Genomic DNA, 24,170 nt, shown 5'->3' with positions numbered 1-24,170 from the left:
GGTCGCCGCTCGTCACGCCTGGACCAAGCGGATTTCAGGTGTCCGGCGCCGCTGCGGCGACCGACAGCCCTTGGCCGCGAAGGTCCGCGGCTGCCCGGGCCGCGGTCGCGAGAGTTCCTGCCTGTGGACAACGTCGCTCGGATGTCGGCGACGTGCTGTTGACTGTTACCCGTGAACACCGACGCCAAGAACATCGAGATCCCCGATGTCGCCGGCCTGTCCTACGAGCAGGCGCGTGACGAGCTCGTCCGCGTGGTCCAGCGCCTGGAAGCCGGCGGAGAGCCGCTGGAGGACTCGCTCGCGCTCTGGGAGCGGGGCGAGGCCCTGGCCGCACGGTGCCAGGAGTGGCTCGACGGCGCCCGTGAGCGTCTCGCAGCAGCCCAGGCGGCGTCCGGTGGAGGCAGCGTCACATCGACGACACCGACGAACGACAGCGAGGTCACCGAATGAGCAGCCATGTTCTCGCCGTGGGCGAGGCCCTGGTCGACGAGGTCCACCGCCCGGACGGTTCCGCCTCGGAGCATCCTGGCGGCAGCATCGCGAACGTCGCGCTGACGCTGGGACGTCTGGGCCGGGACGTGCGGCTCGCGACGTGGCTGGGCCGCGACGAGCGTGGTGACGCGGTGCGTGCCTGGCTCGCCGAGTCGGACGTCACCCTCACCGGCGGGAGCGACGAGGCGGAGCGGACGAGCGTCGCGGTCGCGACGCTGGACGACGGCGGCTCGGCCACCTACGAGTTCGATCTCACCTGGCAGGTACCAAAGCGAGCAGCCGCCGGTGCGGACACGGTGGCCGTGCACACCGGATCGATCGCGGCCGTCCTGGAGCCGGGCGCCGACCAGGTCCGGGCACTCGTGGAGGCGGCGCGTACGACGTCGACCATCACCTACGACCCGAACGCCCGGCCGGTGATCATGGGCTCGGCCGACACGGCCCGTGAGCGGATCGAGTCGCTCGTCGCGCTGGCCGACGTGGTGAAGGTCAGCGACGAGGACCTCGGATGGTTGTACCCGGGCCAGGATCCGATCGAGGCGGCCCGCGCCTGGCGCGTCTCCACGACCGGTGACCTCGCGGACGGCCGCACGGGGCCGGCGGTCGTCGTGGTGACGAGGGGCGGCGAGGGCGCGGTGGCACTGACTGCTCAGGGCGAGGTCGAGGTCAAGGCGCCGACAGCGCGGGTGGTGGACACGGTCGGAGCGGGAGACTCGTTCATGGGCGCCCTCGTCGACGGCCTGTGGGGTCACGACCTGCTGGGCGCCGGACGCCGGGAGGCCCTGCACGCGATCGAGCCCGACGTGGTGACCGCGATCCTGGAGCAGTGCGTGGCCGTCGCGGCGATCACGGTGTCCCGCGCGGGCGCGAACCCGCCGCGACGCGCGGAGCTGTAGTCGCGGCGCACGAGCAACGAAGCAGCAGGCACGACAAGGAGTTGAATCCATGACGGAGACGGAACGACTGACGCCCCAGGCAGCCTGGAAGCGCCTGCGAGAGGGCAACGACAGGTTCGTGGGCGACATGCTCGCCCACCCGTCCCAGGACGCCGCCCGCCGGGCGGAAGTGAGGTCGGCCCAGCACCCGCACACAGTGATCTTCGGCTGTTCCGACTCGCGTGTGGCCGCGGAGATCATCTTCGACCAAGGCCTTGGGGACGTGTTCGTGGTGCGCACCGCGGGACACGTCGTGGACACGACGGTGATCGGCTCGATCGAGTACGGGGTGGAGGTGCTCGGCGCGTCACTGGTGGTGGTCCTGGGTCACGACTCGTGCGGCGCCGTGGCGGCGGCCGCGCACACCCTCGCCACGGGTGAACAGCCAGGGGGGTTCGTCCGTGCCGTCGTGGACCGCGTCATCCCTTCGATCGCGAACATCACCGCCGCCGATCCGCACGCCGGTGTCAGCGCACTGTCCGACCAGAAGGTCCTGCGGCGGGAGCACGTGAAGCACACCGCCGAGATGCTGCACGGCTACTCCGCGAGTCTGGCCTCCGCGGTCGCGGAGCGCCGGTGTGCCGTCGTCGGCGTCGAGTACGACCTGTCGGACGGCGCGGCGCGCCTGATCCACACCCTGGGTGACGTCGGGGAGCAGCCGGGCAGCTGACCGGACAGGAGCCCGGTCGGGCGAGGGAACATGAGTAGGGCACGATGGGTCCATGGGTGCCGACGCCGCCGATACCTCACGAGCGACGACCGGGCACGACAGCCCGGCCTCCGACGAACTGCAGGATGCGGCGGCGACATTCGTCGCGGCTCGGCGGCGGCTGTTCGGGATCGCGTATCGGATCCTCGGGTCAGCCGCCGACGCGGAGGACGTGGTCCAGGACACCTGGATGCGTTGGCAGACGACGGACCGGTCCGTCGTCGCCAACCCGCAGGGTTTCCTCACGACAGTGACGACACGGCTGGCGATCAACGTGCTGCAGAGCGCCCGGACCCGGCGCGAGACCTACACCGGACCGTGGCTGCCGGAGCCCGTGGACACCAGCGCGGACCCGACTCTCGGAGCAGAGCGCGCCGAAGCCCTCGACGTCGCCGTGCTCGTGCTGCTCGAACGTCTTCGACCCCCCGAGCGGGCCGCCTACGTACTGAGGGAAGCGTTCGGCTACGGGTACCCGGAGATCGCGGAGATCCTCGACACGTCCCCGACAGCCACGCGGCAGCTCGTCAGCCGCGCTCGCAAGCATGTATCGGAACCGCGAACCACCGCCGGGACGGTGACCAGCGAGGCACGGCGGGAGCTCCTGACCGCCTTCGTCACAGCCGCCCGGGCAGGTGACGTCGAAGGTCTCGAACGCCTTCTCGCCGCTGACGTGGTCAGCCGTGCCGACAGCGACGGGACGGTGAAGCAGGTCGCCCGGGTCGCGGTCACCGGCCGCCACAAGGTGGCGCGCGTTCTGTCGGCGTTCGCCGAGACCTTCTGGGAGGGGGTCGCCGTCCGCCCGCTCGAGGTCAACGGCATGTCGGCACTCGGACTGGAGCGTGCCGATGACCTGATCGGCGTCCTCGTGGTGCGTTCCTCCGCCGAGGGCATCGAGGAACTGATGTGGCAGATGAACGCCGCCAAGCTCACCACCCTCCGGCGCTCGCGTGCCGGCCACCCGGGGGTGGCCGGCACGGAGGGGATCACCGGCCCTGGCGCGCCCTCCACTCCTCATAGCTGATCTCGCCGAGGCGGGCGGGACCGGTGGGGACCAGTTCACCGTCCGTCAGCGGCGCCCCGAAGTACGTCGCCGCCGGGTCGGTACGCACCTCGCGCGGATCGCCGTTCTCGGCGAGGTACCTCCGCACGATCTCGTCGAAGCCGAACGTCCTCGGCCCGGCGATCTCCATGGTGCCGGCGAGAGGCGTGCCGACCGCCACCTCCGCGACGATTCGAGCGACATCGGCCGAGGCGATCGGCTGGAAGCGGACCGGCGCCATGTGGACGACGCCGTCCGCCATCGCCGAGTCCGCGATCGCGGCGAGAAACTCGAGGAACTGGGTGGACCGCACGATCGACCAGCCCGCGGCGGAGCCCTTGACCAGGTCCTCCTGCACGATCTTCGCCCGCATGTACCCGGCGTCGATGCCTTCGGCGCCCACGATCGAGACGATCACGTGGTGGAGTACGCCGGCCCGCTGCTCAGCGCGCAGGAGGTTGGTCGTGGACGTCCGGAAGAACCGCGTCGCGTCCTCCTCCGCAAACGACGGCGAGTTGCTGAGGTCGACCACCACCTGGGCGCCGTGGAGCACCTCCTCCAGACCCGCCCCGGTCACGGTGTCGACACCCGTCTGCGGGGAGGCGGCGATCACCTCGTGCTCGCCCTTCAGCCGGTCGACGACCTGTCGGCCGACAAGACCGGTGCCTCCGATGATCACGATCTTCATGGTGTGCTCCTTCGTTCGCCGGCGCGTCCGGGGACGCGCTTCTCTCCGGACACGAGCCGTGCGGCTCGTCGCAGTCGTGACCGGAAGCACCCCGGATCTGTGACAGCCGGGAGAACGGCCACGAGGTGATACGGGTCACGTGCGCGGGTGCGTCGTCGGCGCGTGGCTGCGGCACCATAGAGCCATGAGTTCCGACACCGCCGTCCCCGCGCCGTCCGGCGCCGCCGAGGAGACCGAGTACCGCATCGAGCACGACACGATGGGTGAGGTCCGCGTCCCGAAGAACGCCTTGTACCGCGCGCAGACGCAGCGCGCCGTGGAGAATTTCCCGATCTCCGGCACGCCCCTGGAACGCGCGCACATCGAGGCGCTCGCCCGCGTCAAGAAGGCTGCGGCACAGGCCAACGCCGAGCTGGGCGTGCTCGACCAGGACATCGCCGATGCGATCGTCGCCGCCGCGGACCGTGTCGCCGCCGGCGAGTTCGACGAGCACTTCCCGGTGGACGTGTACCAGACCGGCTCGGGCACGTCGTCGAACATGAACACGAACGAGGTGCTGGCCACCCTCGCCACGCAGTCCCTGGGCAAGGACGTCCACCCGAACGACCACGTCAACGCGTCGCAGTCGTCGAACGACGTGTTCCCCACCTCAGTCCACGTGGCGGCGACGTCGGGCATCGTGAACGACCTCGTGCCCGCCCTGCAGCACCTCTCGGACGCGCTGACCGCCAAGTCCGAGGAGTTCGCGGAGGTCGTCAAGTCCGGCCGCACCCACCTCATGGACGCCACACCCGTGACGCTCGGCCAGGAGTTCGGCGGCTATGCGGCCGCGATCCGCTACGGCATCGAGCGCGTCGAGGCGGCGCTCCCCCGGGCCGCCGAGGTTCCGCAGGGTGGCACGGCGGTCGGGACGGGCATCAACACGCCGGCAGGGTTTCCGCAGCGAGTCATCGAACTGCTCGCGCAGGACACCGGCCTGCCGATCACCGAGGCGCGCGACCACTTCGAGGCGCAGTCCGCGCGGGACGGTCTGGTCGAGCTGAGTGGTGCCCTGCGAACCATCGCCGTGTCGCTCACCAAGATCTGCAACGACCTGCGCTGGATGGGCTCCGGCCCCAACACCGGTCTCGGCGAGATCGCGCTGCCCGATCTGCAGCCGGGGTCGTCGATCATGCCCGGCAAGGTGAACCCCGTGATCCCCGAGGCCGTGCTCATGGTGGGTGCTCGCGTGGTCGGCAACGACGCGACCGTGGCATGGGCCGGGGCGTCGGGAACCTTCGAGCTCAACGTGCAGATCCCGGTCATCGCCCAGGGAGTGCTGGAGTCGATCCGCCTGCTGGCGAACGCGTCCCGCGTACTCGCCGACAAGGCCGTCTCGGGCATCACGGCGAACGTCGAACGCGCCGCCGCACTGGCCGGTTCGTCCCCGTCGATCGTCACGCCGCTGAACCGCGTGATCGGCTACGAGGCGGCCGCGAAGATCGCCAAGCACTCCGTGGCGAACAAGATCACCGTCCGGGAGGCCGTGATCGACCTGGGATTCGTGGAACGGGGCGAGATCACCGAGGCGCAGCTCGACGAGGCACTCGACGTCCTGAAGATGACCCGCCCGCCGCAGGCCTGACGGCACGCCGCGACGGCGTCTGCCGGCGAGGTGAACGTAGGTTTGGTTAGCCTTACCTAAGGTGCTACGCTCACTCGCGTAGGACGCACTCGGAAGAGGCGCACTACCGGACTCGCGGGGCTGGGGGGCTTCCGTCCGGGAGTGCGCCTCTTCGCGTGCTCACACCGGTGAGTCCACCGCCGTGCTCACCTCACGCCGGATGCGCACCCGCTCACACCTCGAGCCTCTCCAGCATGTCCGTCACCAGCGCGGCCACCGGCGAGCGCTCGGAACGGGTCAGCATCACGTGCGCGAAGAGCGGGTGTCCCTTGAGCGCCTCGATCACCGCCGCGACGCCGTCGTGCCTACCGACGCGCAGGTTGTCCCGCTGGGCGACGTCGTGCGTGAGCACCACACGCGCGTTCTGCCCGATCCGCGACAGCACGGTGAGCAGGACGTTCCGCTCCAGGGACTGCGCTTCGTCGACGATGACGAACGCGTCGTGCAGGGACCGTCCGCGCACATGCGTCAGCGGCAGCACCTCGAGCATCTCACGGCTGATCACCTCGTCCACGACATCCTTCGAGACCAGCGCCTCCAGGGTGTCGTACACCGCCTGCCCCCACGGGTTCATCTTCTCGGCCTCCGTGCCGGGCAGGTACCCGAGGTCCTGCCCACCCACGGCGTAGACGGGCCGGAACACCACGACCTTGCGGTGCTGGCGACGCTCGAGCACCGATTCCAGGCCCGCGCACAACGCCAGCGCGGACTTGCCCGTCCCGGCACGCCCGCCGAGTGAGACGATGCCGATCTCCTCGTCCAGCAGCAGGTCGATGGCGATCCGCTGCTCGGCGGAACGCCCGTGCACCCCGAACACCTCCTGGTCGCCACGCACCAGCCGCAGCCGCTTGTCCGCCGTGACCCGCCCGAGGGCAGATCCGCCGGGGGCGTGGACCACGGTTCCGGTGTGCACCACCAGCGGCCCGGCCGCGTCCACCGTCGTGGGATCGAGGGCGGCGAGGTCGAGGCTCTCGGACTCCCAGAGCTCGGACATCTGCTCGTCGCTCACGTCGAGCTCGCGCATGCCGGTCCAGCCCGACTCGACGGCGAGCTGCGCCCGGTACTCCTCCGCGGCGAGCCCGACCGCCGACGCCTTCACCCGCATCGGCAGGTCCTTCGACACCACGGTGACGTCGGCGCCCTCGGCCGCGAGGTTGGCGGCGACCGAGAGGATCCGGGTGTCGTTGTCGCCGAGGCGGAACCCGGCCGGCAGCACGGTCGGGTCGATGTGGTTGAGCTCGACGCGGAGCGTCCCGCCCGCGTCACCGACGGGGACGGGGGCGTCGAGGCGGCCGTGCTCCACACGGAGCCCGTCGAGCATGCGCAGGGCGCTGCGCGCGAAGTAGCCGAGCTCGGCGTGATGGCGCTTGGACTCGAGCTCGGTGATCACCACGACGGGCAGGACGACGTCGTGCTCGGCGAACCGGAACATGGCGCGCGGATCGCTGAGGAGCACCGAGGTGTCGACGACGAAGGTGCGACGGCCGTCTCCGGCCGGGGAGCCGTCTCCGGCCGTGTCGATCTGGGAGGTAGCCGACCTGGGGCCGGTGGCCCCGCTGTGACGATCCGGAAGCTCTGCATTCGAGACAGCGGTGGTTCGGGTCATGGCATGTGCTCCCTCCGGCGCCGAAGCGCCTTCGCAGCCGCGTCGTGGTTCACGAAGCTGGTGGATGAGCGGTCGGCCCGCCCCTGGCGCACGACACCGCGGCACAGGGTCGGGATCGACCCCCTCCACGGAGCGGTAACTCCATAGGTGGCCTCCCGAAGGACGACTGGGTGCCGTCCTTGTTCGTGAACGTACGCCGCCATGGAAGTTCTGGCCAGTACCTGACCCGGTCGCGTCGTGAGATGTCACACACTGTTCACATCTTGGTAACTTCTTGGCTCAATCGCCAAGGAAGAGTCAAGCATCCGGCTAGCGACGTCGAGCATGCCGTCCCGCACCCGGTGGTGGCGCCCCTCGGATCGATCCGACAAGATATCGGGATGGCTGCATTCGTCGTCCTGCTCCGGGGGGTGAACCTGGGTCCGAACCGCCGCGTCCCCGCGGCCGACCTGCGCGGCGCGGCTCTCGACGCCGGCTTCGCCACCGTCCGCACCCTCCTCAACAGCGGCAACGTCGTCCTCACGTCGGGCACGTCGGGCGCCGAAGTGCCCGACGACGTCGCCCGTCTCCTCACCGGCAACCTCGCCGAACGGGTGGGTGCCGACGTACCCGCCATCGCGCTGACCGCCGACCGGCTCCGCACGATCGCCGCGGAGAACCCGTTCGCCGCGGCAGCTCGCGAGGACCCGTCGCAGCTCCAGGTGCACGTACCCTTCGGCACCGTCGACGAGGCGGGGATCGCCCGGCTGGACCTCCGGCATCCCGGTCGCGAGCACATCGGCGTGGCCGCCGGCGTCGTGTACGTGCACTACGTGGACGGGATCGGCCGTTCCAAGCTCACGACCTCCGCGCTCGACACGGCGGCCGGCACCACCCTGACCGCTCGCAACTGGAACACGATCACCCGCATCCGCGAGATACTCCAGGACCTTTCGTGACGGATGCCACGCTCACCCCCGAGCGAACGACCGTCCTGGCAAAGGTACGTTACAGGTAGGGTTGTAGGGCTGGATCGCACCCCGGGGAACGAAGGAGCCTGCGTGACCACATCCGCCGCCGTCGAGGCCTCAGGACCCGTCCAGAAGCTCCGTAGATGGGTGAGCCGTGAGACGACCGGCGGTGGGCTGCTCATCGGTGCGGCGGTCATCGCCCTGCTGTGGGCCAACTCGCCGTGGCTGGAGTCGTACCAGGGACTCGCCGCGATCACCCTCGGCCCGGCGGAGCTGTTCGGCCTGCCGGTGCACCTCGACCTGACCCTGGCCGAATGGGCGGCCGACGGCTTGCTCGCCGTGTTCTTCTTCGTCGTCGGGGTGGAACTCAAGCACGAGTTCGTCGCGGGCAGTCTTCGCAGCCCCAAGGAGGCGGGGGTTCCGATGCTGGCCGCCGTCGGCGGCATGGTGCTCCCCGCCCTGCTGTATGTCGGCATGATCTTCGCGTTCGGTGCGGGAGACCTGATCCACGGCTGGGCGATCCCGACGGCGACGGACATCGCGTTCGCCCTGGCGGTGCTGGCCGTCTTCGGCAAGGGCCTGCCCGTCGCGATCCGCACGTTCCTGCTCACGCTCGCCGTCGTGGACGATCTGCTCGCGATCATCGTCATCGCGGTCTTCTACACCTCGGAGATCCACTGGTGGCCGCTGCTGGGTGCCCTGGCGTGCGTGGCCCTGTTCGGCTGGCACGTGCGCAGCGGGAAGCCACGGTGGTGGATCCTGCTGCCGCTCGCGTTCTTGGCCTGGGCCTTCATGCACATGTCGGGCGTGCACGCCACGGTGGCCGGAGTGCTGTGCGGCTTCATGGTTCCCGCCATGGCGAGGCACGGCGAGCCGGACACCCGGACGCACACCTACGAGCACCATGTCCGGCCGTGGTCGTCCGGCCTGGCGCTGCCGATCTTCGCCTTCTTCTCGGCCGGTGTGTCGCTGGTCGAGGGCGCCGGCCCGGCCGCGCTGGTGGGTCAGCCCGTCGTCCCGGCGATCGTGGTCGGTCTCGTCCTCGGCAAGATCATCGGCGTGCTGGGCACCACCTGGCTCGCCATCCGGCTGACACCGCTGCGCCTGGCCAGCGGTATCGGCGTCCGCGACCTCCTGCCCGTCGGCCTGCTGGCCGGCATCGGATTCACCGTGTCGCTACTGATCAGCGAGTTGTCGTTCGGTGATGCGGAACATGCCGACGGAGCGAAGATCGCGATCCTCATCGGATCGGTGATCGCCGCGCTCCTCGGTGCCGTGACGCTCCGCTGGGACGCCCGGCGCGCCCGGACCGCCGACATGAACCTCGACGGCATCGCCGACGACGTGCGCGACTTCATCGGCGACGAGAAGGACGTGCGCGAACACGGCTGACGGGACACGTGCCCGACGACGACGCGCCCGACGGCGCCCCAGGGCCGGGACGGCGCCTGGGCGCCGGGGGCACCACGCCCCCCCCGTAGAACGAACGGCCGGGAGGTACGACGACGGGCAGGGCCCGCGCCGTACCTCCCGGCCGTCACCGTCCTCCGGCGGCTACGCCTCCAGCAGCAGGGCCTCACCCTGCCCGCCACCGCCGCACAGCGCGACCACCGCGCGTCCGCCGCCCCGGCGGGCCAGTTCGTGGGCCGCGTGGACCGCGATCCGCGCACCGGACGCGCCGACCGGGTGGCCCACGGAGATTCCCCCACCATGGACGTTGACCTGCTCCATCGATAGGCCGAGGCGCCGGGCGGAGACCACCGCCACGACGGCGAACGCCTCGTTGATCTCGACCACGTCGAGGTCGCCCACGGACCAGCCCTCGCGGTCGAGGGCCCGCTCGACCGCGCGCGCCGGCTGGGAGTGGAGGGAGTTGTCCGGCCCTGCCACCTGCCCCCACGACCGCACGGTCGCGAGCACGGGCACCCCGGCGGCTTCCGCGTGCGCCCGCGTGGTCAGGACCAGCGCCGCCGCGCCGTCGGAGATCTGCGAGGAGTTGCCCGCGGTCAGTGTCCCGTCCTTCGTGAACGCCGGGCGCAGCTTCGCCAGGCTCTCGGCGGTCGTGTCGGGCCGGACGCCCTCGTCCGTCCTCACCTCGACGGGCTCACCGCGCCGCTGCGGCACCGACACCGGCGCGATCTCGGCCTCGAAGAGGCCGTCCTTCCACGCGGCCGCGGCCCTCTGGTGCGACGCCGCCGCCACCGCGTCCTGCTCCTCCCGCGACACCGCCACGTCGCCGGTGTTGTGCTCCTCGGTCGACTCTCCCATCGACACCCGGTCGAAGGAATCGGTCAGGGCGTCGTGCGCCACCGAGTCCTGCATCGTCACCGGCCCGTACGCGAATCCCGCGCGTGAGCCCGGCAACAGGTGCGGGGCGTTCGTCATCGACTCCTGCCCGCCCGCCAGCACCACGGTCGCCTCGCCGGTCCGCAGCATCCGCGCCCCGTCGATGATCGCGGTCAGACCGGACAGGCACACCTTGTTGATCGTCACGGCCTGCACGTCCCAGGAGACCCCTGCCGCCACGGCCGTCTGCCGCGCCGGGTTCTGGCCCGCCCCGGCCTGCACGACCTGGCCGAAGATCACCCGGTCCACGTCACCCGCCAGCGTGCCGGCGCCCTCGAGGGCCTTCCGTGCCGCCACGGCTCCGAGCTCCACCGCGCCGAGCGACGCCAGCGCACCCTTCAGCCGCCCCTGCGGCGTCCGTGCCGCCGAGACGATGACCACGTCGTCACTGCTCATGATTTCTCCTTCGTCACTGCACCGTGCCGCCTCGTGAGCGGTCCGGTGCGCCGGTCGAGGTGGCTCAGGCCGTGGTGGCGGTGACCACGTCGTCCGGCACGAGAACCTCGGGCTCGGTGGCGGCGCGTACGTCGTCCGCGCTCACTCCCGGTGCCAGCTCCCTGAGTACCAGGCCCTCGGGCGTCACGTCCAGCACGGCGAGGTCGGTGATGATCCGGTCCACCACACCCTTGCCGGTGAGCGGGAGCGTGCACTCGTTCACCACCTTCGCGGTGCCGTTCTTGGCGACGTGCTCCATGAGGACGACCACCCGCCGGGCACCGTGCACGAGGTCCATGCCACCGCCCATGCCCTTGACCATCTTTCCGGGAATCATCCAGTTCGCGATGTCCCCGGAGGCGGAGACCTGCATGGCGCCCAGGATCGCGGCGTCGATCTTGCCGCCGCGGATCATCCCGAAGCTGGTCGCCGCGTCGAAGACGGACGCGCCGGGCAAGAGCGTGACGGTCTCCTTCCCCGCGTTGATCAGGTCCGGGTCGACGGCGTCCTCGGTCGGGTAGGGTCCGACGCCGAGCAGGCCGTTCTCGGACTGGAGCACCAGCTCCCGGCCTTCGGGCACGTAGTTGGGCACCAGGGTGGGCAGGCCGATCCCGAGATTGACGTACATGCCGTCCCCGAGCTCGCGCGCGGCCCGCGCGGCCATCTGCTGACGTGTCAGTGCCATGCCTCAGCCCTCCTGTCCGGTCGTGCCCGACGCCCCGGCCGACGACGGCGCCTCGGTGACGGTCCGTCGCTCGATCCGCTTCTCGATGTCGGTGCCCACCTCGACGACGCGGTGCACGAACACCCCGGGCAGGTGGATCTGGTCCGGCTCGAGCTCGCCCGGCTCGACGAGTTCCTCGACCTGCGCGATGCACACCCTCCCGGCCATCGCCGCCTGCGGGGAGAAGTTGCGCGCCGACCTGTTGAACACCAGGTTGCCGTGCCGGTCGCCACGCAGGGCGTGGACGAGGGCGAAGTCGCAGCTGATGGCCTCCTCCAGCACGTACTCGGCCGGGCCGTCGGGACCGTCGAAGGTGCGGACCTCCTTGGGCGGGCTCGCGTGCGCGACGCCGCCGGCGCCGTCGTACCTCATCGGGAGGCCGCCCTCGGCGATCTGCGTCCCGACGCCGGTCCGGGTGAAGAAGGCGGCGATCCCCGAGCCGCCGGCCCGCAGCTTCTCGGCCAGCGTCCCCTGCGGAGTGAGCTCCACCTCGAGCTCGCCCGAGAGGAACTGCCGCTCGAACTCCTTGTTCTCCCCCACGTACGAGGAGGTCATCTTCCGGATGCGCTTCGCCCCCAGCAGGAGGCCCAGCCCCCAGTCGTCCACGCCGCAGTTGTTCGACACCACCGACAGCTCGCTGGTGCCCTGCTCCAGGAGCGCGGTGATGAGTGCCATCGGGTTACCGCACAGTCCGAAACCGCCGACGGCGAGTGTGGCTCCGTCGGGGATGTCGGCCACGGCCTCGGCCGCTGTGGCGACCTGCTTGTCCAGTCCGGTCATCGTCCTCTCCCTGTCCTCCCGGCGGGTCTCGCCGGGGTAGTCATCCTGCACACAGGATCGCCGCCGTGAGAAGGCCCCGCCCGACGACGCCGCCGTCCCGGGCCCTCATCCGGTCAGGCCGGGGCGTGGCGGTCCAGGAAGGAGTAGACCTCGCGGGTCTCGACACCGGGGAAAGCCCCCGCCGGCATCGCCGCGAGCATCGAGGCGTGGGGGCGTGCGGAGGGCCACGCGTGGTCCTGCCACTTCTCGGCCAGGTCCGCCGGCGGCCGCCGGCAGCAGGACTCGTCGGGGCAGCGGGACTCGTCGCGGTGCGTGGTCTCGCGCCCGGCAAACCACTTGACGTGCGCGAACGGTACGCCGACCGACACCGAGAACGCGCCGTCCTGCGTGTTCTCCACGCGCGAGGTGCACCAGTAGGTGCCCGACGGCGTGTCCGTGTACTGCGCATACGGGTTGAACTTGTCCTCCACCCCGAAGACCACCCGCGCGGTCCACTTGCGGCACACGTGCTGGCCCTCGACCGCGCCGAGCGGGTCGGCCGGAAAGCTCACGCCGTCGTTCTCGTACGCCTTGTGCAGGATCCCCGACTCGTGCACCTTCATGAAGTGCACCGGGATGCCGAGGTGCTTGGTGGCGAGGTTGGTGAAGCGGTGGGCGGCGGTCTCGAAGGAGACGGCGAACGCGTCCCGCAGGTCCTCGATCGCGATGGTCTTGGTGTCCTTCGCGTCGCGCAGGAATCGCACTCCCGCCTTCTCGGGCACGAGCAGCGCCGCGGCCAGGTAGTTCGCCTCGACGCGCTGGCGCAGGAAATCACCGTAGTTCTGCGGCTCGGTGTGCCCGAGGATGTGCGAGGCGAGCGCCTGCAGCATCGCCGACCGCGCGTTCGAGCGGCCACGGGGCCCGCTCGCCGGTAGGTACAGGCGGTGGTTGCGGTTGTCGATCACCGATCGGGTGGAGTGCGGCAGGTCCGGCACGTAGTGCAGCGTGAAGCCGAGGTTCTCCGCGATCTCCGCGGCGATCCGCTGCGGCAGCGGACCGCTCGTGTGCCCGACGTCGTCCAGCAGGTCGCGGGCCACCTCCTCGAGCTCGGGGATGTAGTTGTCGGACGCGCGCATCTCGGCCCGTAGTTCCGCGTTGGCCCGCCGCGCTTCCTCCGGCGTGAGCGCCCGCTCCGCGTGCAGCCGTTCGAGTTCGCGGTTCAGCCCGAGGATGGTGCGCAGGGCGTCGTCGGGCAGCGACTTGCCGATCCGCACCCCGCCGAGGCCGAGGGCCGCGAAGAGGGGGCCACGCTGGACTCGGCCCAGCTCGATCTCGAGAGCGTCACGCTCCGACGGCGGCGTCGGGTCGAGCAGGTCGTCCACGCCGGCCCCCAGCGCCTTCGCGAGGGCCTGCAACTGCGAGAACTTGGGCTCGCGCTTTCCGTTCTCCAGCGCGCTGACCTGTGACGGCGCGCGCCCGATCGCCGCTGCGAGGTCCTCCAGCTTCATCCCCTGCCGGGTGCGCAGGAAGCGGACCTGGCGGCCGATCGTGAGTGCGTCGGGCTCCGCATCCGGCGGGCCGGCGAGAGCATTTCGCGCGGTTCCGTGTTTCGACGTCGTCGTGGGCATACCTGAGGGTGACACAGCGCGATCGTTCCGTCCAGCAGAAGTTTGGCGAAATTTCTCCCGGGTTGCAGTAGATCTGGAGCGTCCCGATGGCAGAAGGTCGAATCAGTCCCACAGCGGAGAACGCAAACCAGGAGGTATCCGCCATGACCGCTCCGACCATCGTGACCCGCCGCAGTCTTCCGGGGGCCGCGAGCCCTCAGGCCGCCGACGGCTCCCCCGCCGCGTCGCCGGCCGCCAGTCGCCCGGGCGACCAGGTGACCACCGCGGCGGCCCTGGAGGAGAGCTGGGCGAGCGACCCGCGCTGGGCCGGCATCGAGCGGACCTTCACCGCCGAGGACGTCGTCGCGCTGCGCGGGTCCGTCGGTGAGGAGCACACTTTGGCCCGGCGGGGTGCCGAACGCCTGTGGAAGCAGCTCCACGAGGAGGACTTCGTCAACGCGCTCGGGGCGCTCACCGGCAACCAGGCCGTGCAGCAGGTGAAGGCCGGCCTCCAGGCGATCTATCTCTCGGGCTGGCAGGTCGCCGGTGACGCGAACCTCGCGGGCCAGACCTACCCCGACCAGTCGCTCTACCCGGCGAACTCCGTGCCGGCGGTGGTGCGCCGGATCAACAACGCGCTGCTGCGCGCCGACCAGATCGACGTCGCCGAGAACGGGACGGCCACGCGCGACTGGCTCGCCCCGATCGTCGCCGACGCGGAGGCCGGGTTCGGCGGCCCGCTCAACGCGTACGAGCTGATGAAGTCCATGATCACCGCCGGCGCGGCCGGGGTGCACTGGGAGGACCAGCTCGCCTCGGAGAAGAAGTGCGGCCACCTCGGGGGCAAGGTGCTCATCCCGACCCAGCAGCACATCCGCACGCTGAACGCCGCACGCCTCGCGGCCGACGTCGCCGACGTGCCGTCCGTGGTGATCGCCCGCACCGACGCCGAGGCAGCGACTCTCATCACCTCCGACGTCGACGAGCGGGACCGCCCGTTCATCACCGGCGAGCGCACCGCCGAGGGCTTCTACGAGGTGACGAACGGCATCGAGCCGTGCATCGCCCGCGCCAAGGCGTACGCCCCGTACTCCGACCTGATCTGGATGGAGACCGGCACGCCGGACCTCGAACTCGCGCGCAAGTTCGCCGAGGCCGTGAAGTCGGACTTCCCGGACCAGATGCTGAGCTACAACTGCTCGCCGTCGTTCAACTGGAAGAAGCACCTCGACGACGACACGATCGCGAAGTTCCAGCGCGAGCTGGGCGCGATGGGCTTCACGTTCCAGTTCATCACCCTGGCCGGCTTCCACGCGCTGAACTACTCGATGTTCGACCTGGCGCACGGCTACGCCCGCGAGCAGATGACCGCGTACGTGGAGCTGCAGGAGCGCGAGTTCGCCGCCGAGGAGCGGGGCTACACCGCCACCAAGCACCAGCGCGAGGTCGGCACCGGCTACTTCGACCGCGTCTCCACGGCCCTGAACCCGGACTCGGCCACGACGGCGATGGCGGGCTCCACGGAGTCGGCACAGTTCTGACGCGACGAAGGGCACCCCGCCCGAAGCGGCGCCCGACGAGCGTCGGCAGACAGCTCCGACAGTCACGCACCCCCAGCCCAACAACGGCCGAGGCAGTCGCTCCGAGCGACGGGCGACTGTCTCGGCACCCCGCACGACCGCCCGCCCTCACGCACTGGAGGACCGAGATGACCAGCACGATCGACACTCCCACCCCGCGCACCGCGACTGCGCAGATGGTCGCGACGTCTGGCGCCCTCGACGTCGTTCCCCGGGGCACCGTGCGCGTGACCGGCACGCTCGGCGAGCGGTACGACGAGATCCTCACCCCCGAGGCGCTCGGCTTCCTGGCGCTGCTGCACGACCGGTTCGGAGCACGCCGCCACCGCCTGCTCGCCGAGCGCGAGCACCGGCGCGAGGAGATCTCCTCCGGCGTCGACCCCGACTTCCGCGCCGCGACGCGGCCCGTGCGCGACGACCCGGCGTGGCGGGTCGCCGGCTCGACGGGCGCCCCGGGCCTGGAGGACCGCCGCGTCGAGATCACCGGGCCGACCGACCCGAAGATGACGATCAACGCCCTCAACTCGGGCGCCAGGGTCTGGCTGGCCGACGCGGAGGACGCCTCCTCCCCCACCTGGCGCAACGTCGTCGAGGGCCAGCTCGCCCTGCACGACGCGATCCGCGGCACCCTCGAGCACACCAGCGCCGCGGGGAAGCACTACACCCTGCGGTCGTCGCACCTCACCGACCTGCCCACGATCGTGTTCCGCCCGAGGGGCTGGCACCTGGTCGAGAAGCACCTGCGCTACACGGGGACCGACGGGATCACCACGTGCACCTCGGGCGCGCTGGTGGACTTCGGCCTCTACTTCTTCCACAACGCCACCGAACTGGTCACGCGGGGCCGCGGCCCCTACTTCTACCTGCCCAAGCTGGAGAGCTACCGCGAGGCCCGGCTGTGGAACGAGGTGTTCGAGGTCGCCCAGGAGGCACTCGGCATCCCGCGGGGCACGATCCGGGCGACGGTCCTCGTCGAGACGCTGCCGGCCGCGTTCGAGATGGAAGAGATCCTCCACGAGCTGCGCGACCACTGCGCCGGCTTGAACGCCGGCCGCTGGGACTACCTGTTCAGCGTAATCAAGTGCTTCCGCTCGCGCGGGGAGTCGTACGTGCTGCCCGACCGCGCCCAGGTCACGATGACCGCGCCGTTCATGCGCGCCTACACCGAACTGCTCGTCGCCACCTGCCACAAGCGGGGCGCACACGCGATCGGCGGGATGAGCGCGTTCATCCCGGACCGCCGCGACCCCGAGGTCACCCGCCGTGCGTTCGAGAAGGTCTCGGCCGACAAGCGCCGCGAGGCCCGCGACGGCTTCGACGGTTCCTGGGTGGCTCACCCGGACCTGATCCCGGTCGCCAAGGCGGAGTTCGATGCCGTGCTCGGCGCCGCGCCGAACCAGGTCGCGCGGCTGCGAGACGACGTCCGGGTGGGCCGGAACGAGCTGCTCGACATCGCCTCCGTCCGGCGCGCGGGCGCTACCGTGACGTCCGAGGGCCTGCGCGCCAACGTGTCGGTCGCGATCCGCTACATCGACTCCTGGTTGCGCGGAACGGGTGCGGCGGCGCTCGACAGCCTCATGGAGGACGCCGCCACCGCCGAGATCTCGCGCTCGCAGGTGTGGCAGTGGGTCGCGGCGGGCACGCGAACCGCGGACGACGGCCGGGCCGTCACACGCGACCGGGTGGAGGCTCTCGTCCTCGACGTCCTCGCGGACCTGCCCCGCCCACGCGGCCACCGCGTCGACGACGCCGCGGCCGTCTTCCGCGCCGTGGCGCTGGGGGACGACTTCCCGTCGTTCCTCACCGTGGGCGCGTACTCCCAGTTCCTGGTGGGCTCCGCGGTGGATCAGCCGTGAGGTTCACCAGGCGGCACCCTCTGGATTTCTGAGGCAGACAGAACGCGTCGCACGGGCCGTACGGACCGGCGCCACCCGCGCCGCCCGTCACGGCACCGGCCGCGAGGGTGCCGAGCCGCAGCCCCGGACGGTCTCACCCCTTCCCCGAGACCGTCCGGGGCTGCGTCGCGTACTGCCGGCCCGTGAGGTCTCGCTTCCGGAAGCCCTCTCTTCCGGCGTGGTGGGACGGACCCGGCCGGCGCGCCACCGCCACGAGCCGGTGACGCGCCGCTCTCACTGATGTGTCGTGCGGCGGCACACCTCGTCCCACGGTGTCGGCTCGATGCCGAACCGCTTCCTGGCGGCGGAGTCGTCGAGCACGTAGGGGCGCTCGAACTGGTAGATCAGCTCGCGCAGCTCGCGCATCATCGGGGACACCGAGCCGAGCAGGGCCAGCGCGGGGCCGCGCAGCTCCCGGACACGCACCGGCGGTTGACCGGCCGCCGCGAGCACGTCGGTCAGCGCCTCACGCTGGGTGCGCGGGGCGTTGCTCGGTACGTGCCAGGTACGCCCGTGCGCCTCCGGGTCGTCGGCGGCCGCGACGAGCGTGCGGGCGACGTCCCGGACATCCGTGAACGTGTGCGGCTGGTCGGTACGGCCCATCATCGTCACGGTGCGTCCCCGCAGGGCAGCCGGGACGACGCGGGAGATGTGGCCGTTTCCACCGATGCCCGGCCCGACGTAGTCGGACCCGCGCACCTCGACCGCCCGGATCCGCCGGGCACGATGCGCGGCCAGTGCGTCCGCCCAGAGCCGTGCCCGCAGGCGCCCCTTGTGGTCGGTCGCGGCGTCCGGCAGGTCCTCCGTCATCGGGCCGTCCACCGGCCCGTACGGGTACAGGTTGCCGGTGATCGCGTACACGGCGCCCGTCCGCTCGACAGCGGTCAGGAGCGACGCGGCCAGCGGCGGCCAGGCCCGGTCCCACTGGGTGTAGTCGCCCGGGTTGACGCAGTTGTAGAGCACGGCGGCCCCGTCGGCGACGGAGCTGAGCGCGTCCGTGTCGGCGGCGTCCACGGCGACGTGCTCGACGCCCGCGATGCCGGTGTCCCGGCCGGACCGGGTGGCCACCACGACGCGCGACCCGCGAGCGGTGAGTTGCTGTGCGACGTGCCGGCCGACCGGGCCGGCACCGACGACGAGATGGCGATCGGTGCTGTTCATGGGAACTCCTGCGTCGATGGGCGGTTCGGTCGGAGGGCGGCCACGGTGGGAGCTCCCGTGGTTCCCGACCGCGATGCGAGAGCACCGCTCTCACTCAGGGAGCAGCATGGCATGATCGCCGCTCTGAATCAAGAGCGGTGATCTGTTTTGCGCGCATCGCTCTCCCCTGGCACCCTGAACCGATGAGCAGCACACCCCGTACGGCCCGCGCTCTCGCACGGGAGACGTTGACGCGGCAGATTCTCGACGCCGCCCGCGCACGACTCCGTTCCGACGGCCCGGCGGCGCTCTCCCTGCGCGCCGTCGCCCGGGACGTCGGCATGGTGTCCTCCGCCGTCTACCGCTACTTCCCGAGCCGCGACGCGCTGCTGACCAGACTGCTCATCGACTCCTACGAGGAACTCGGCGACGCCGTCGAGCAGGCCGAGGCCCGGCTCGCGCGCGAGGACACCGGCGGCCGATGGCTCGCCGCATGCCGGGCGCTGCGCGCCTGGTGCGTGGCACGGCCGGGAGACTTCGCGCTGCTGTACGGCACGCCGATCCCCGGCTACGCCGCTCCGCGGGACACGGTGGAACCGGCCACTCGCGTCATCCGGGTGCTGGCGGGGATCGTCGGGGACGCGTACGCGGCGGGTGCGCGACCGGTCCCCGCGCCCGGCGGCACCGGAGCCGATGCCGGCGTCGGTGACCTTGTCGCCGGAGCCCGGACGTTCGTCGTCGAGCGCGGTCTGGCCCCGGGAGGACTGGAGACCGAGTCGGTGGTCCGCACGCTCATGGCCTGGAGCCAACTGTTCGGCACGGTGTCGTTCGAACTCTTCGGCCACCTCGTCGGCAGCGTCGGCGACACCGGTCGCTGGTACGACGAGGTCGCCGTCCGGCTCGCCGGCGACCTCGGCATTCCGGCCCCGCTGGAGGCAGGCTCCGCCGACAGGTCTGGCTGACCGGGTACGACGTGCGTGGGTTCCCGGCGGCGGTGCCGGGACGGACATCGTGGACACCTGGCGATGCATCCGGCAGGGTTGCCCGGTATCCGAGCCTGACGGAAGGAACCGCCGTGAGCCGTACCCGTACGACCCGAGCCTCCAGGATCCTGAACGCCGTTCTCAGCCCCGTGGTGAAGGGAAAGGACGATCCCGACGGGGCATGGGCCGACGCCGTCGGACAGGTCGATGAGGCGGCTGAAGCCTCCGACGCCGCGGCTGCGGACGACTTCCGCGTCCTGCTCCGGAGCGTTGCCGCCGAACCACGGATCACACCGCTGGGCTGGATCCTCGCGCTCACCGACGCCAAGGGCAGGTACACCAACAGGCTTCGGATCCAACGGCTCGTGGCGGAGAATCCCCGGATCGCGCAGGAGCCGATCGAGGACCCGGTGTTCGTGCTCGGACTGCCCCGCACGGCGACCACGCTCACGCACCGGGTCCTGGCGTCGTCGCCCGCCCATCGTGGTCCGCTGCTGTGGGAGATGTCCTACACGGACCTGGAGAACCCGGAGGCCGCCGAGCGCACGATCAAGGCGTTGGACCGAGGCAGCAAGGTCGCCGGAGCACTGCTCGCGCCACAGATGAAGAACATGCATCCGACCGGCGCCACCATGCCGGAGGAGACGTTCTGGCTGCTGCCGCACGGGACGTTCTACGCGGGGATGTACGGCGCGTTGCCCTCCTACCTCGACTGGTACGGGAGGCGTTCCGCGGCCGAGCTGACCGGCGACTACCAGTTCCTGAAGCAGGCGCTGCAGGTGCTGCAGCACGGGCGGGAGCGCCGGCGCTGGATCCTGAAGTACCCCGGACACCTGGCCGACATGACGACCATCCGACAGGTCTTCCCGGACGCCACGTTCGTGTGGACGCATCGGGACCCGGCATCCGTCGTCGCGTCCGCGTGCAGCCTGGTGGAGACGGGGTGGGCGATGTACCAGCACGACCCGGACCCGCTGGAGGTGGGCCGGGTGGTCACGAACTGGATGTCGTCGTGGCTCACCAGCGCCCTGGAGGCGCGGCTCACGCTCCCGCCGTCGGCCATCATCGACGTGCCGTACCACAAGATGAGCGCCGCGCCGCACACCGAGGTGCCCCAGCTGTACGCACAACTCGGTGCGACGTGGACGGCGAGTGACGCGGAGCGTCTCGACCGGGTGATCGCCCGGCCCGCGGGCGCTCGCCCGCACCGGTACGACATCACGCGGTACGGGCTCTCACCGGCCCGGGTCGCCGAGTCCTTCGGGGACTACATCAGTCTTCTCCACCACATCGACGTGCTCGACCTGAAGCCCGGGGCCGAGCTGTAGGGTCTCCCGCCGGCTCGCCGGGCGAGCTCCCGGCCGCCCGGCTCCGGCTCCGGCTCCGGCTCCGGCTCCGGCTCCGGGCAAGCGTCACCCCTGGTCGAGGCCCAGCAGATCCTCCTCGGTCTCACGACGGACCAGGACGCGGGACGCCCCGTCGCGCACCGCCACTACCGGCGGCCGGAGAAGCAGGTTGTAGTTCGACGCCATCGACCGGCCGTACGCGCCGGTCGCCGCGACCGCGAGCAGGTCACCGGCGCGCACGTCGCCGGGCAGCATCACCTGATGGACCACGATGTCGCCCGACTCGCAGTGCTTGCCGACCACACGCGCCAGCACCGGTGCCGCGTCCGAACTCCTGCCGACGATCTCGGCGTGGTAGTCCGCCCCGTACAGCGCGGGCCGGATGTTGTCGCTCATGCCGCCGTCGACCGAGACGTACAGCCGGGTGAACGGTTCCTCCCCGTCCCCGCCCACCGTGACCGGCTTCACCGTGCCGACGGAGTACAGCGTCATGCCGGCCGGGCCGACGATCGCCCGACCCGGCTCGATCGAGAATCGCGGCAGCGGTGTGCCGAGTCGCGCGGCGACGTCCGCCACCGAGGAGGCGATGTCCTTCGCGACGCGCTCCGGATCCAACGCCACCTCACCCGGCAGGTAGGCGATGCCGTACCCGCCGCCCAGGTCGACCTCCTCGACGAGCACACCGGTCCGCGCGGCCAGTGCGGCGCGCAGTTCCAGCACGGCAGCCGCCGCGGCCTCGAACCCGTCCGGATCGAGGATCTGGGAACCGATGTGGGAGTGGATACCGAGCAGCTTCAGGCTCGGCCGCTCCAGAATCCTCAGCAGCGCGGTCATCGCAGGGCTGTCGGCATCCGGGACCGCGGACGCCAGGTTGACCGACAGCCCGAACTTCTGGTCCTCGTGCGCGGTCGAGATGTACTCGTGCCCGCCCGCGTGCACGCCCGTGGTGACCCGCACCATGACCGGCGCGACGACGCCACGCTCCACCGCCAGGTCCGCGATGCGGTCGATCTCGGCGAGAGAGTCGACGATGATGCGCCCCACGCCGTTGTCGAAGGCGCGGCCGATCTCCGTGTCCGACTTGTTGTTGCCATGGAGCCCGATCTCCGAGCCCGGCACTCCGGCCCGCAGGGCGACGGCGAGTTCGCCGCCCGACGCGGTGTCCACCCGAAGGCCCTCCTCGCGCGCCCACCGCGCGACCGCCACGGTGAGCAGCGCCTTGCCCGCGTAGTACACGTCCACCCCGGTACCGACCGCCGCGAACGCCGCCTCGAACGCGATCCGGTAGGCGCGGGCGCGGGCGCGGAAGTCCGCCTCGTCCACGATGTACGACGGCGTGCCGTGGTCGGCCGCCAGTTCGGCGACGCCGACCCCCGCGACCTCCAGCGCGCCGTCGTCGGCTCGGCGCACGCCGCTCGACCACGGCGTACCCGCCGAGCCGGCCGGAAGCGCAGCCGGCCGAGCCTGCCCGGCCCCCGTCACATCCGCTCCGGAGCGCTCACGCCCAGCAGGTCCAGCCCGTTGGCCAGGACGGTACGGACGGCGTCGTTCAGCCAGAGGCGGGTTCGGTGCGCGTCGGTCACGTCCTCGTCGGGGTACGGGTTGGCGCGCAGCTTGGCGTCGTCGTTGTACCAGGAGTGGTAGTCGCCGGCGAGCGCCTCGAGGTAGCGGGCCACCCGGTGCGGCTCACGCAGCTCGGCCGCCTGGGCGACGATCCGCGGGTACTCGGTGAGCCGGCCCAGCAGCGCGCTCTCCGACTCGTGGTTCAGCAGCGACGGGTCGAACGCATCCTCCAGCCGCACCCCGCGCTCGGCCGCGTTCCGGTCGACCGCACACGTCCGCGAGTGCGCGTACTGCACGTAGAACACCGGGTTGTCGTTGGTCTGCTTGAGCATGTCCTCGCCCTGCAGCTCCAGCGGTGTGTCCGCCGGGTAGCGCGAGAGCGAGTAGCGCACCGCGTCGCGCCCGATCCACTCGACGAGATCCCGCAGTTCGATGATGTTTCCGGCCCGCTTGGAGAGCTTGGCCCCGCCGACGTTCACGAGCTGGCCGATCAGCACCTCGATGTTCTGCTGCGGGTCGTCACCCGCGCAGGCGGCGATGGCCTTGAGGCGGTTGATGTAGCCGTGATGGTCGGCGCCGAGCAGATAGATCTTGCCGGGGAAGCCGCGGTCCTTCTTCGACAGGTAGTAGGCGGCGTCGGCGGCGAAGTACGTGGGCTCACCGTTCGCGCGGATGAGCACACGGTCCTTGTCGTCCGTGAAATCGGTGGTGCGCAGCCAGACGGCACCGTCGGAGTCGAACACGTGGCCCTGCTCGCGCAGCCGGTCGACCGCCTGCTCGACGGCACCGGACTCGTGCAGGCTCCGCTCGGAGAACCACACGTCGAAGTGCACGCCGAAGCCTTCCAGGACCTCGCGGATCTCGGCGAGCTGGAGCTGGTAGCCCTCCTCGCGTGCCACGGCGATCGCCTCGTCCTGGGGAAGCTCCGGCAGGTCCGGCCGCCTCTCCAGCACCTTCACCGCGAGTTCTTTGACGTACTCGCCGTGGTAGCCGCCCTCGGGGATCTCCCCTCCGGTGGCGCGGGCCAGGATCGAGCCGCCGAAGCGGTCCATCTGCGCACCGGCGTCGTTGATGTAGTACTCGGCGGTGACGTCCGCGCCGGCGGCCCGCAGGATCCGGGCCATCGCGTCACCGAGTGCCGCCCAGCGGGTGTGGCCGATGTGCAGAGGGCCGGTGGGGTTGGCGCTGATGTACTCCAGGTCGATGACCTGGCCGGCGAGGGTGCCCGTCCGGCCGTACTCGCTGCCGGCCTCGACGATGGTGCGAGCCAGCTCGCCGGCGGCGCCGGCATCGAGCGTGATGTTGAGGAAGCCCGGGCCGGCGACGTCGACCGACTTGATGCCACGGGTCTCTCCCAGCCGAGCCGCCAGGTCCTCCGCGAGGGTCCGGGGCGTGGTACCGGCCTTCTTGGCGAGCTGGAGTGCGACGTTCGTGGCCCAGTCGCCGTGCTCTCGCTGCCTGGGACGCTCCACATGCACCGACGCGGGGATCGCGTCGGCGGGAAGCTGGAGGGTGCCGTCGGCCACAGCCGCGGCAAGGGCAGCGCTGAGTGCTCCGGAGAGTTCGGTGGGGGTCACCCGACGATTCTACGGGCGGGCCACGGCGGGCGGCCCGCGGTTTCCACAGCCTGGTAACACGCGGCCCGTCACGTGCGGTACCGGCCGGACACCGAGCGACGGACGGTGCGAGCGCGTGGCCGTCGTGCACACC

20 protein-coding genes are annotated in these 24,170 nt (G+C 71.1%); 11 read left to right on the top strand and 9 right to left on the bottom strand.

Going from position 1 to position 24,170, the window contains the following annotated elements; translation table 11 throughout:
* The first annotated feature begins 171 nt into the window (after positions 1-171).
* Genes J0911_RS07525 through sigJ form a run of 4 tightly spaced genes read left to right on the top strand, consistent with a single transcriptional unit; the run spans position 172 to position 3,157 of the window.
* Positions 172-450, top strand: coding sequence for an exodeoxyribonuclease VII small subunit (locus J0911_RS07525; protein ID WP_207274836.1), 279 nt, complete (start codon positions 172-174; stop codon positions 448-450).
* Positions 447-1,388: a carbohydrate kinase family protein gene (locus tag J0911_RS07520; RefSeq protein ID WP_207274835.1), complete on the top strand. Its 942-nt coding sequence runs from the start codon at positions 447-449 to the stop codon at positions 1,386-1,388. The genes J0911_RS07525 and J0911_RS07520 overlap by 4 nt, the downstream gene beginning before the upstream one ends.
* A gap of 49 nt (positions 1,389-1,437) precedes the next feature.
* Positions 1,438-2,097: a carbonic anhydrase gene (locus tag J0911_RS07515; protein ID WP_207274834.1), complete on the top strand. Its 660-nt coding sequence runs from the start codon at positions 1,438-1,440 to the stop codon at positions 2,095-2,097.
* A 52-nt stretch (positions 2,098-2,149) separates the two neighbouring features.
* Positions 2,150-3,157 carry an RNA polymerase sigma factor SigJ gene (sigJ, locus tag J0911_RS07510; protein ID WP_207274833.1) on the top strand — a complete coding sequence of 336 codons (1,008 nt, stop codon included), beginning with the start codon at positions 2,150-2,152 and terminating at the stop codon, positions 3,155-3,157.
* Here sigJ and J0911_RS07505 read toward each other — a convergent pair.
* Complete coding sequence (locus J0911_RS07505; protein ID WP_207274832.1) at positions 3,120-3,863, bottom strand: SDR family oxidoreductase; 744 nt, start codon at positions 3,861-3,863, stop codon at positions 3,120-3,122. The genes sigJ and J0911_RS07505 overlap by 38 nt on opposite strands.
* A 184-nt stretch (positions 3,864-4,047) precedes the next feature.
* Here J0911_RS07505 and J0911_RS07500 point away from each other — a divergent pair, with 184 nt between their 5' ends.
* A complete protein-coding gene (locus J0911_RS07500; RefSeq protein WP_207274831.1) occupies positions 4,048-5,487 on the top strand; it encodes a class II fumarate hydratase in 1,440 nt (479 codons plus the stop codon).
* Between the two features lie 211 nt (positions 5,488-5,698).
* On the opposite strand, the gene phoH2 is transcribed toward J0911_RS07500, so the two are convergent.
* Positions 5,699-6,958 (bottom strand): RNA 5'-3' helicase PhoH2, encoded by a 1,260-nt coding sequence (phoH2, locus tag J0911_RS07495; protein WP_242636435.1) that lies wholly within the window; start codon positions 6,956-6,958, stop codon positions 5,699-5,701.
* Positions 6,959-7,512: 554 nt separating this feature from the next.
* On the opposite strand from phoH2, the gene J0911_RS07490 reads away from it, so the two are divergent.
* Positions 7,513-8,070 carry a DUF1697 domain-containing protein gene (locus J0911_RS07490; protein ID WP_207274829.1) on the top strand — a complete coding sequence of 186 codons (558 nt, stop codon included), beginning with the start codon at positions 7,513-7,515 and terminating at the stop codon, positions 8,068-8,070.
* Positions 8,071-8,172: 102 nt separating this feature from the next.
* Positions 8,173-9,474, top strand: coding sequence for a Na+/H+ antiporter NhaA (gene nhaA, locus J0911_RS07485; protein ID WP_307864967.1), 1,302 nt, complete (start codon positions 8,173-8,175; stop codon positions 9,472-9,474).
* Positions 9,475-9,636: 162 nt separating this feature from the next.
* On the opposite strand, the gene J0911_RS07480 is transcribed toward nhaA, so the two are convergent.
* From J0911_RS07480 to J0911_RS07465, 4 genes are all read right to left on the bottom strand, one after another.
* Entirely contained in the window at positions 9,637-10,824 is a 1,188-nt protein-coding gene (locus J0911_RS07480) for an acetyl-CoA C-acetyltransferase (protein WP_207274827.1), read from the bottom strand.
* A gap of 64 nt (positions 10,825-10,888) precedes the next feature.
* On the bottom strand, positions 10,889-11,548 hold the full coding sequence (locus J0911_RS07475) for a 3-oxoacid CoA-transferase subunit B (protein ID WP_207274826.1): 660 nt from the start codon (positions 11,546-11,548) through the stop codon (positions 10,889-10,891).
* 3 nt (positions 11,549-11,551) lie between these two features.
* Positions 11,552-12,367 (bottom strand): CoA transferase subunit A, encoded by an 816-nt coding sequence (locus J0911_RS07470; RefSeq protein WP_207274825.1) that lies wholly within the window; start codon positions 12,365-12,367, stop codon positions 11,552-11,554.
* Between the two features lie 113 nt (positions 12,368-12,480).
* Positions 12,481-13,974, bottom strand: a complete 1,494-nt coding sequence (locus J0911_RS07465) for a helix-turn-helix domain-containing protein (protein WP_207274824.1) — start codon at positions 13,972-13,974, stop codon at positions 12,481-12,483.
* Between the two features lie 143 nt (positions 13,975-14,117).
* On the opposite strand from J0911_RS07465, the gene aceA reads away from it, so the two are divergent.
* Positions 14,118-15,494, top strand: a complete 1,377-nt coding sequence (aceA, locus tag J0911_RS07460) for an isocitrate lyase (protein WP_242636421.1) — start codon at positions 14,118-14,120, stop codon at positions 15,492-15,494.
* 215 nt (positions 15,495-15,709) lie between these two features.
* Positions 15,710-17,389 (top strand): malate synthase A, encoded by a 1,680-nt coding sequence (gene aceB / locus J0911_RS07455; RefSeq protein ID WP_242636434.1) that lies wholly within the window; start codon positions 15,710-15,712, stop codon positions 17,387-17,389.
* Between the two features lie 273 nt (positions 17,390-17,662).
* Here the strand turns inward: aceB and J0911_RS07450 are convergent, their stop codons facing one another.
* The gene (locus J0911_RS07450) at positions 17,663-18,589 is read right to left on the bottom strand and encodes an NAD-dependent epimerase/dehydratase family protein (RefSeq protein ID WP_207274822.1); all 927 of its coding nucleotides are present in this window, start codon (positions 18,587-18,589) and stop codon (positions 17,663-17,665) included.
* Positions 18,590-18,771: 182 nt separating this feature from the next.
* Between J0911_RS07450 and J0911_RS07445 the strand changes: the two genes are divergently transcribed.
* Positions 18,772-19,530, top strand: a complete 759-nt coding sequence (locus tag J0911_RS07445; protein ID WP_207274821.1) for a TetR/AcrR family transcriptional regulator — start codon at positions 18,772-18,774, stop codon at positions 19,528-19,530.
* Between the two features lie 113 nt (positions 19,531-19,643).
* On the top strand, positions 19,644-20,879 hold the full coding sequence (locus J0911_RS07440) for a sulfotransferase family protein (protein WP_207274820.1): 1,236 nt from the start codon (positions 19,644-19,646) through the stop codon (positions 20,877-20,879).
* An 84-nt stretch (positions 20,880-20,963) separates the two neighbouring features.
* Here J0911_RS07440 and lysA read toward each other — a convergent pair whose 3' ends face one another.
* Both lysA and argS read right to left on the bottom strand, forming a co-directional pair.
* Positions 20,964-22,307, bottom strand: coding sequence for a diaminopimelate decarboxylase (gene lysA / locus J0911_RS07435; RefSeq protein WP_307864966.1), 1,344 nt, complete (start codon positions 22,305-22,307; stop codon positions 20,964-20,966).
* 68 nt (positions 22,308-22,375) lie between these two features.
* Positions 22,376-24,037 (bottom strand): arginine--tRNA ligase, encoded by a 1,662-nt coding sequence (gene argS / locus J0911_RS07430; protein WP_207274818.1) that lies wholly within the window; start codon positions 24,035-24,037, stop codon positions 22,376-22,378.
* Positions 24,038-24,170 lie beyond the last annotated feature (133 nt).

Origin of the sequence: Myceligenerans salitolerans (assembly GCF_017349295.1) — a bacterium.
GTDB lineage: Bacteria > Actinomycetota > Actinomycetes > Actinomycetales > Cellulomonadaceae > Myceligenerans > Myceligenerans salitolerans.
Note: the sequence above shows the minus strand (reverse complement) of the source record. Positions and strands in the feature narration are given on the sequence as shown.

Excerpts from the sequence above, each read along its gene's own strand:
- J0911_RS07520 (WP_207274835.1), top strand. The coding sequence starts at position 447 with ATGAGCAGCCATGTTCTCGCCGTGGGCGAGGCCCTGGTCGACGAGGTC.
- J0911_RS07515 (WP_207274834.1), top strand. The coding sequence starts at position 1,438 with ATGACGGAGACGGAACGACTGACGCCCCAGGCAGCCTGGAAGCGCCTG.
- sigJ (WP_207274833.1), top strand. The coding sequence starts at position 2,150 with ATGGGTGCCGACGCCGCCGATACCTCACGAGCGACGACCGGGCACGAC.
- J0911_RS07505 (WP_207274832.1), bottom strand. The coding sequence starts at position 3,863 with ATGAAGATCGTGATCATCGGAGGCACCGGTCTTGTCGGCCGACAGGTC.
- J0911_RS07500 (WP_207274831.1), top strand. The coding sequence starts at position 4,048 with ATGAGTTCCGACACCGCCGTCCCCGCGCCGTCCGGCGCCGCCGAGGAG.
- phoH2 (WP_242636435.1), bottom strand. The coding sequence starts at position 6,958 with ATGTTCCGGTTCGCCGAGCACGACGTCGTCCTGCCCGTCGTGGTGATC.
- J0911_RS07490 (WP_207274829.1), top strand. The coding sequence starts at position 7,513 with ATGGCTGCATTCGTCGTCCTGCTCCGGGGGGTGAACCTGGGTCCGAAC.
- J0911_RS07480 (WP_207274827.1), bottom strand. The coding sequence starts at position 10,824 with ATGAGCAGTGACGACGTGGTCATCGTCTCGGCGGCACGGACGCCGCAG.
- J0911_RS07475 (WP_207274826.1), bottom strand. The coding sequence starts at position 11,548 with ATGGCACTGACACGTCAGCAGATGGCCGCGCGGGCCGCGCGCGAGCTC.
- J0911_RS07470 (WP_207274825.1), bottom strand. The coding sequence starts at position 12,367 with ATGACCGGACTGGACAAGCAGGTCGCCACAGCGGCCGAGGCCGTGGCC.
- J0911_RS07465 (WP_207274824.1), bottom strand. The coding sequence starts at position 13,974 with ATGCCCACGACGACGTCGAAACACGGAACCGCGCGAAATGCTCTCGCC.
- aceA (WP_242636421.1), top strand. The coding sequence starts at position 14,118 with ATGACCGCTCCGACCATCGTGACCCGCCGCAGTCTTCCGGGGGCCGCG.
- aceB (WP_242636434.1), top strand. The coding sequence starts at position 15,710 with ATGGTCGCGACGTCTGGCGCCCTCGACGTCGTTCCCCGGGGCACCGTG.
- J0911_RS07450 (WP_207274822.1), bottom strand. The coding sequence starts at position 18,589 with ATGAACAGCACCGATCGCCATCTCGTCGTCGGTGCCGGCCCGGTCGGC.
- J0911_RS07445 (WP_207274821.1), top strand. The coding sequence starts at position 18,772 with ATGAGCAGCACACCCCGTACGGCCCGCGCTCTCGCACGGGAGACGTTG.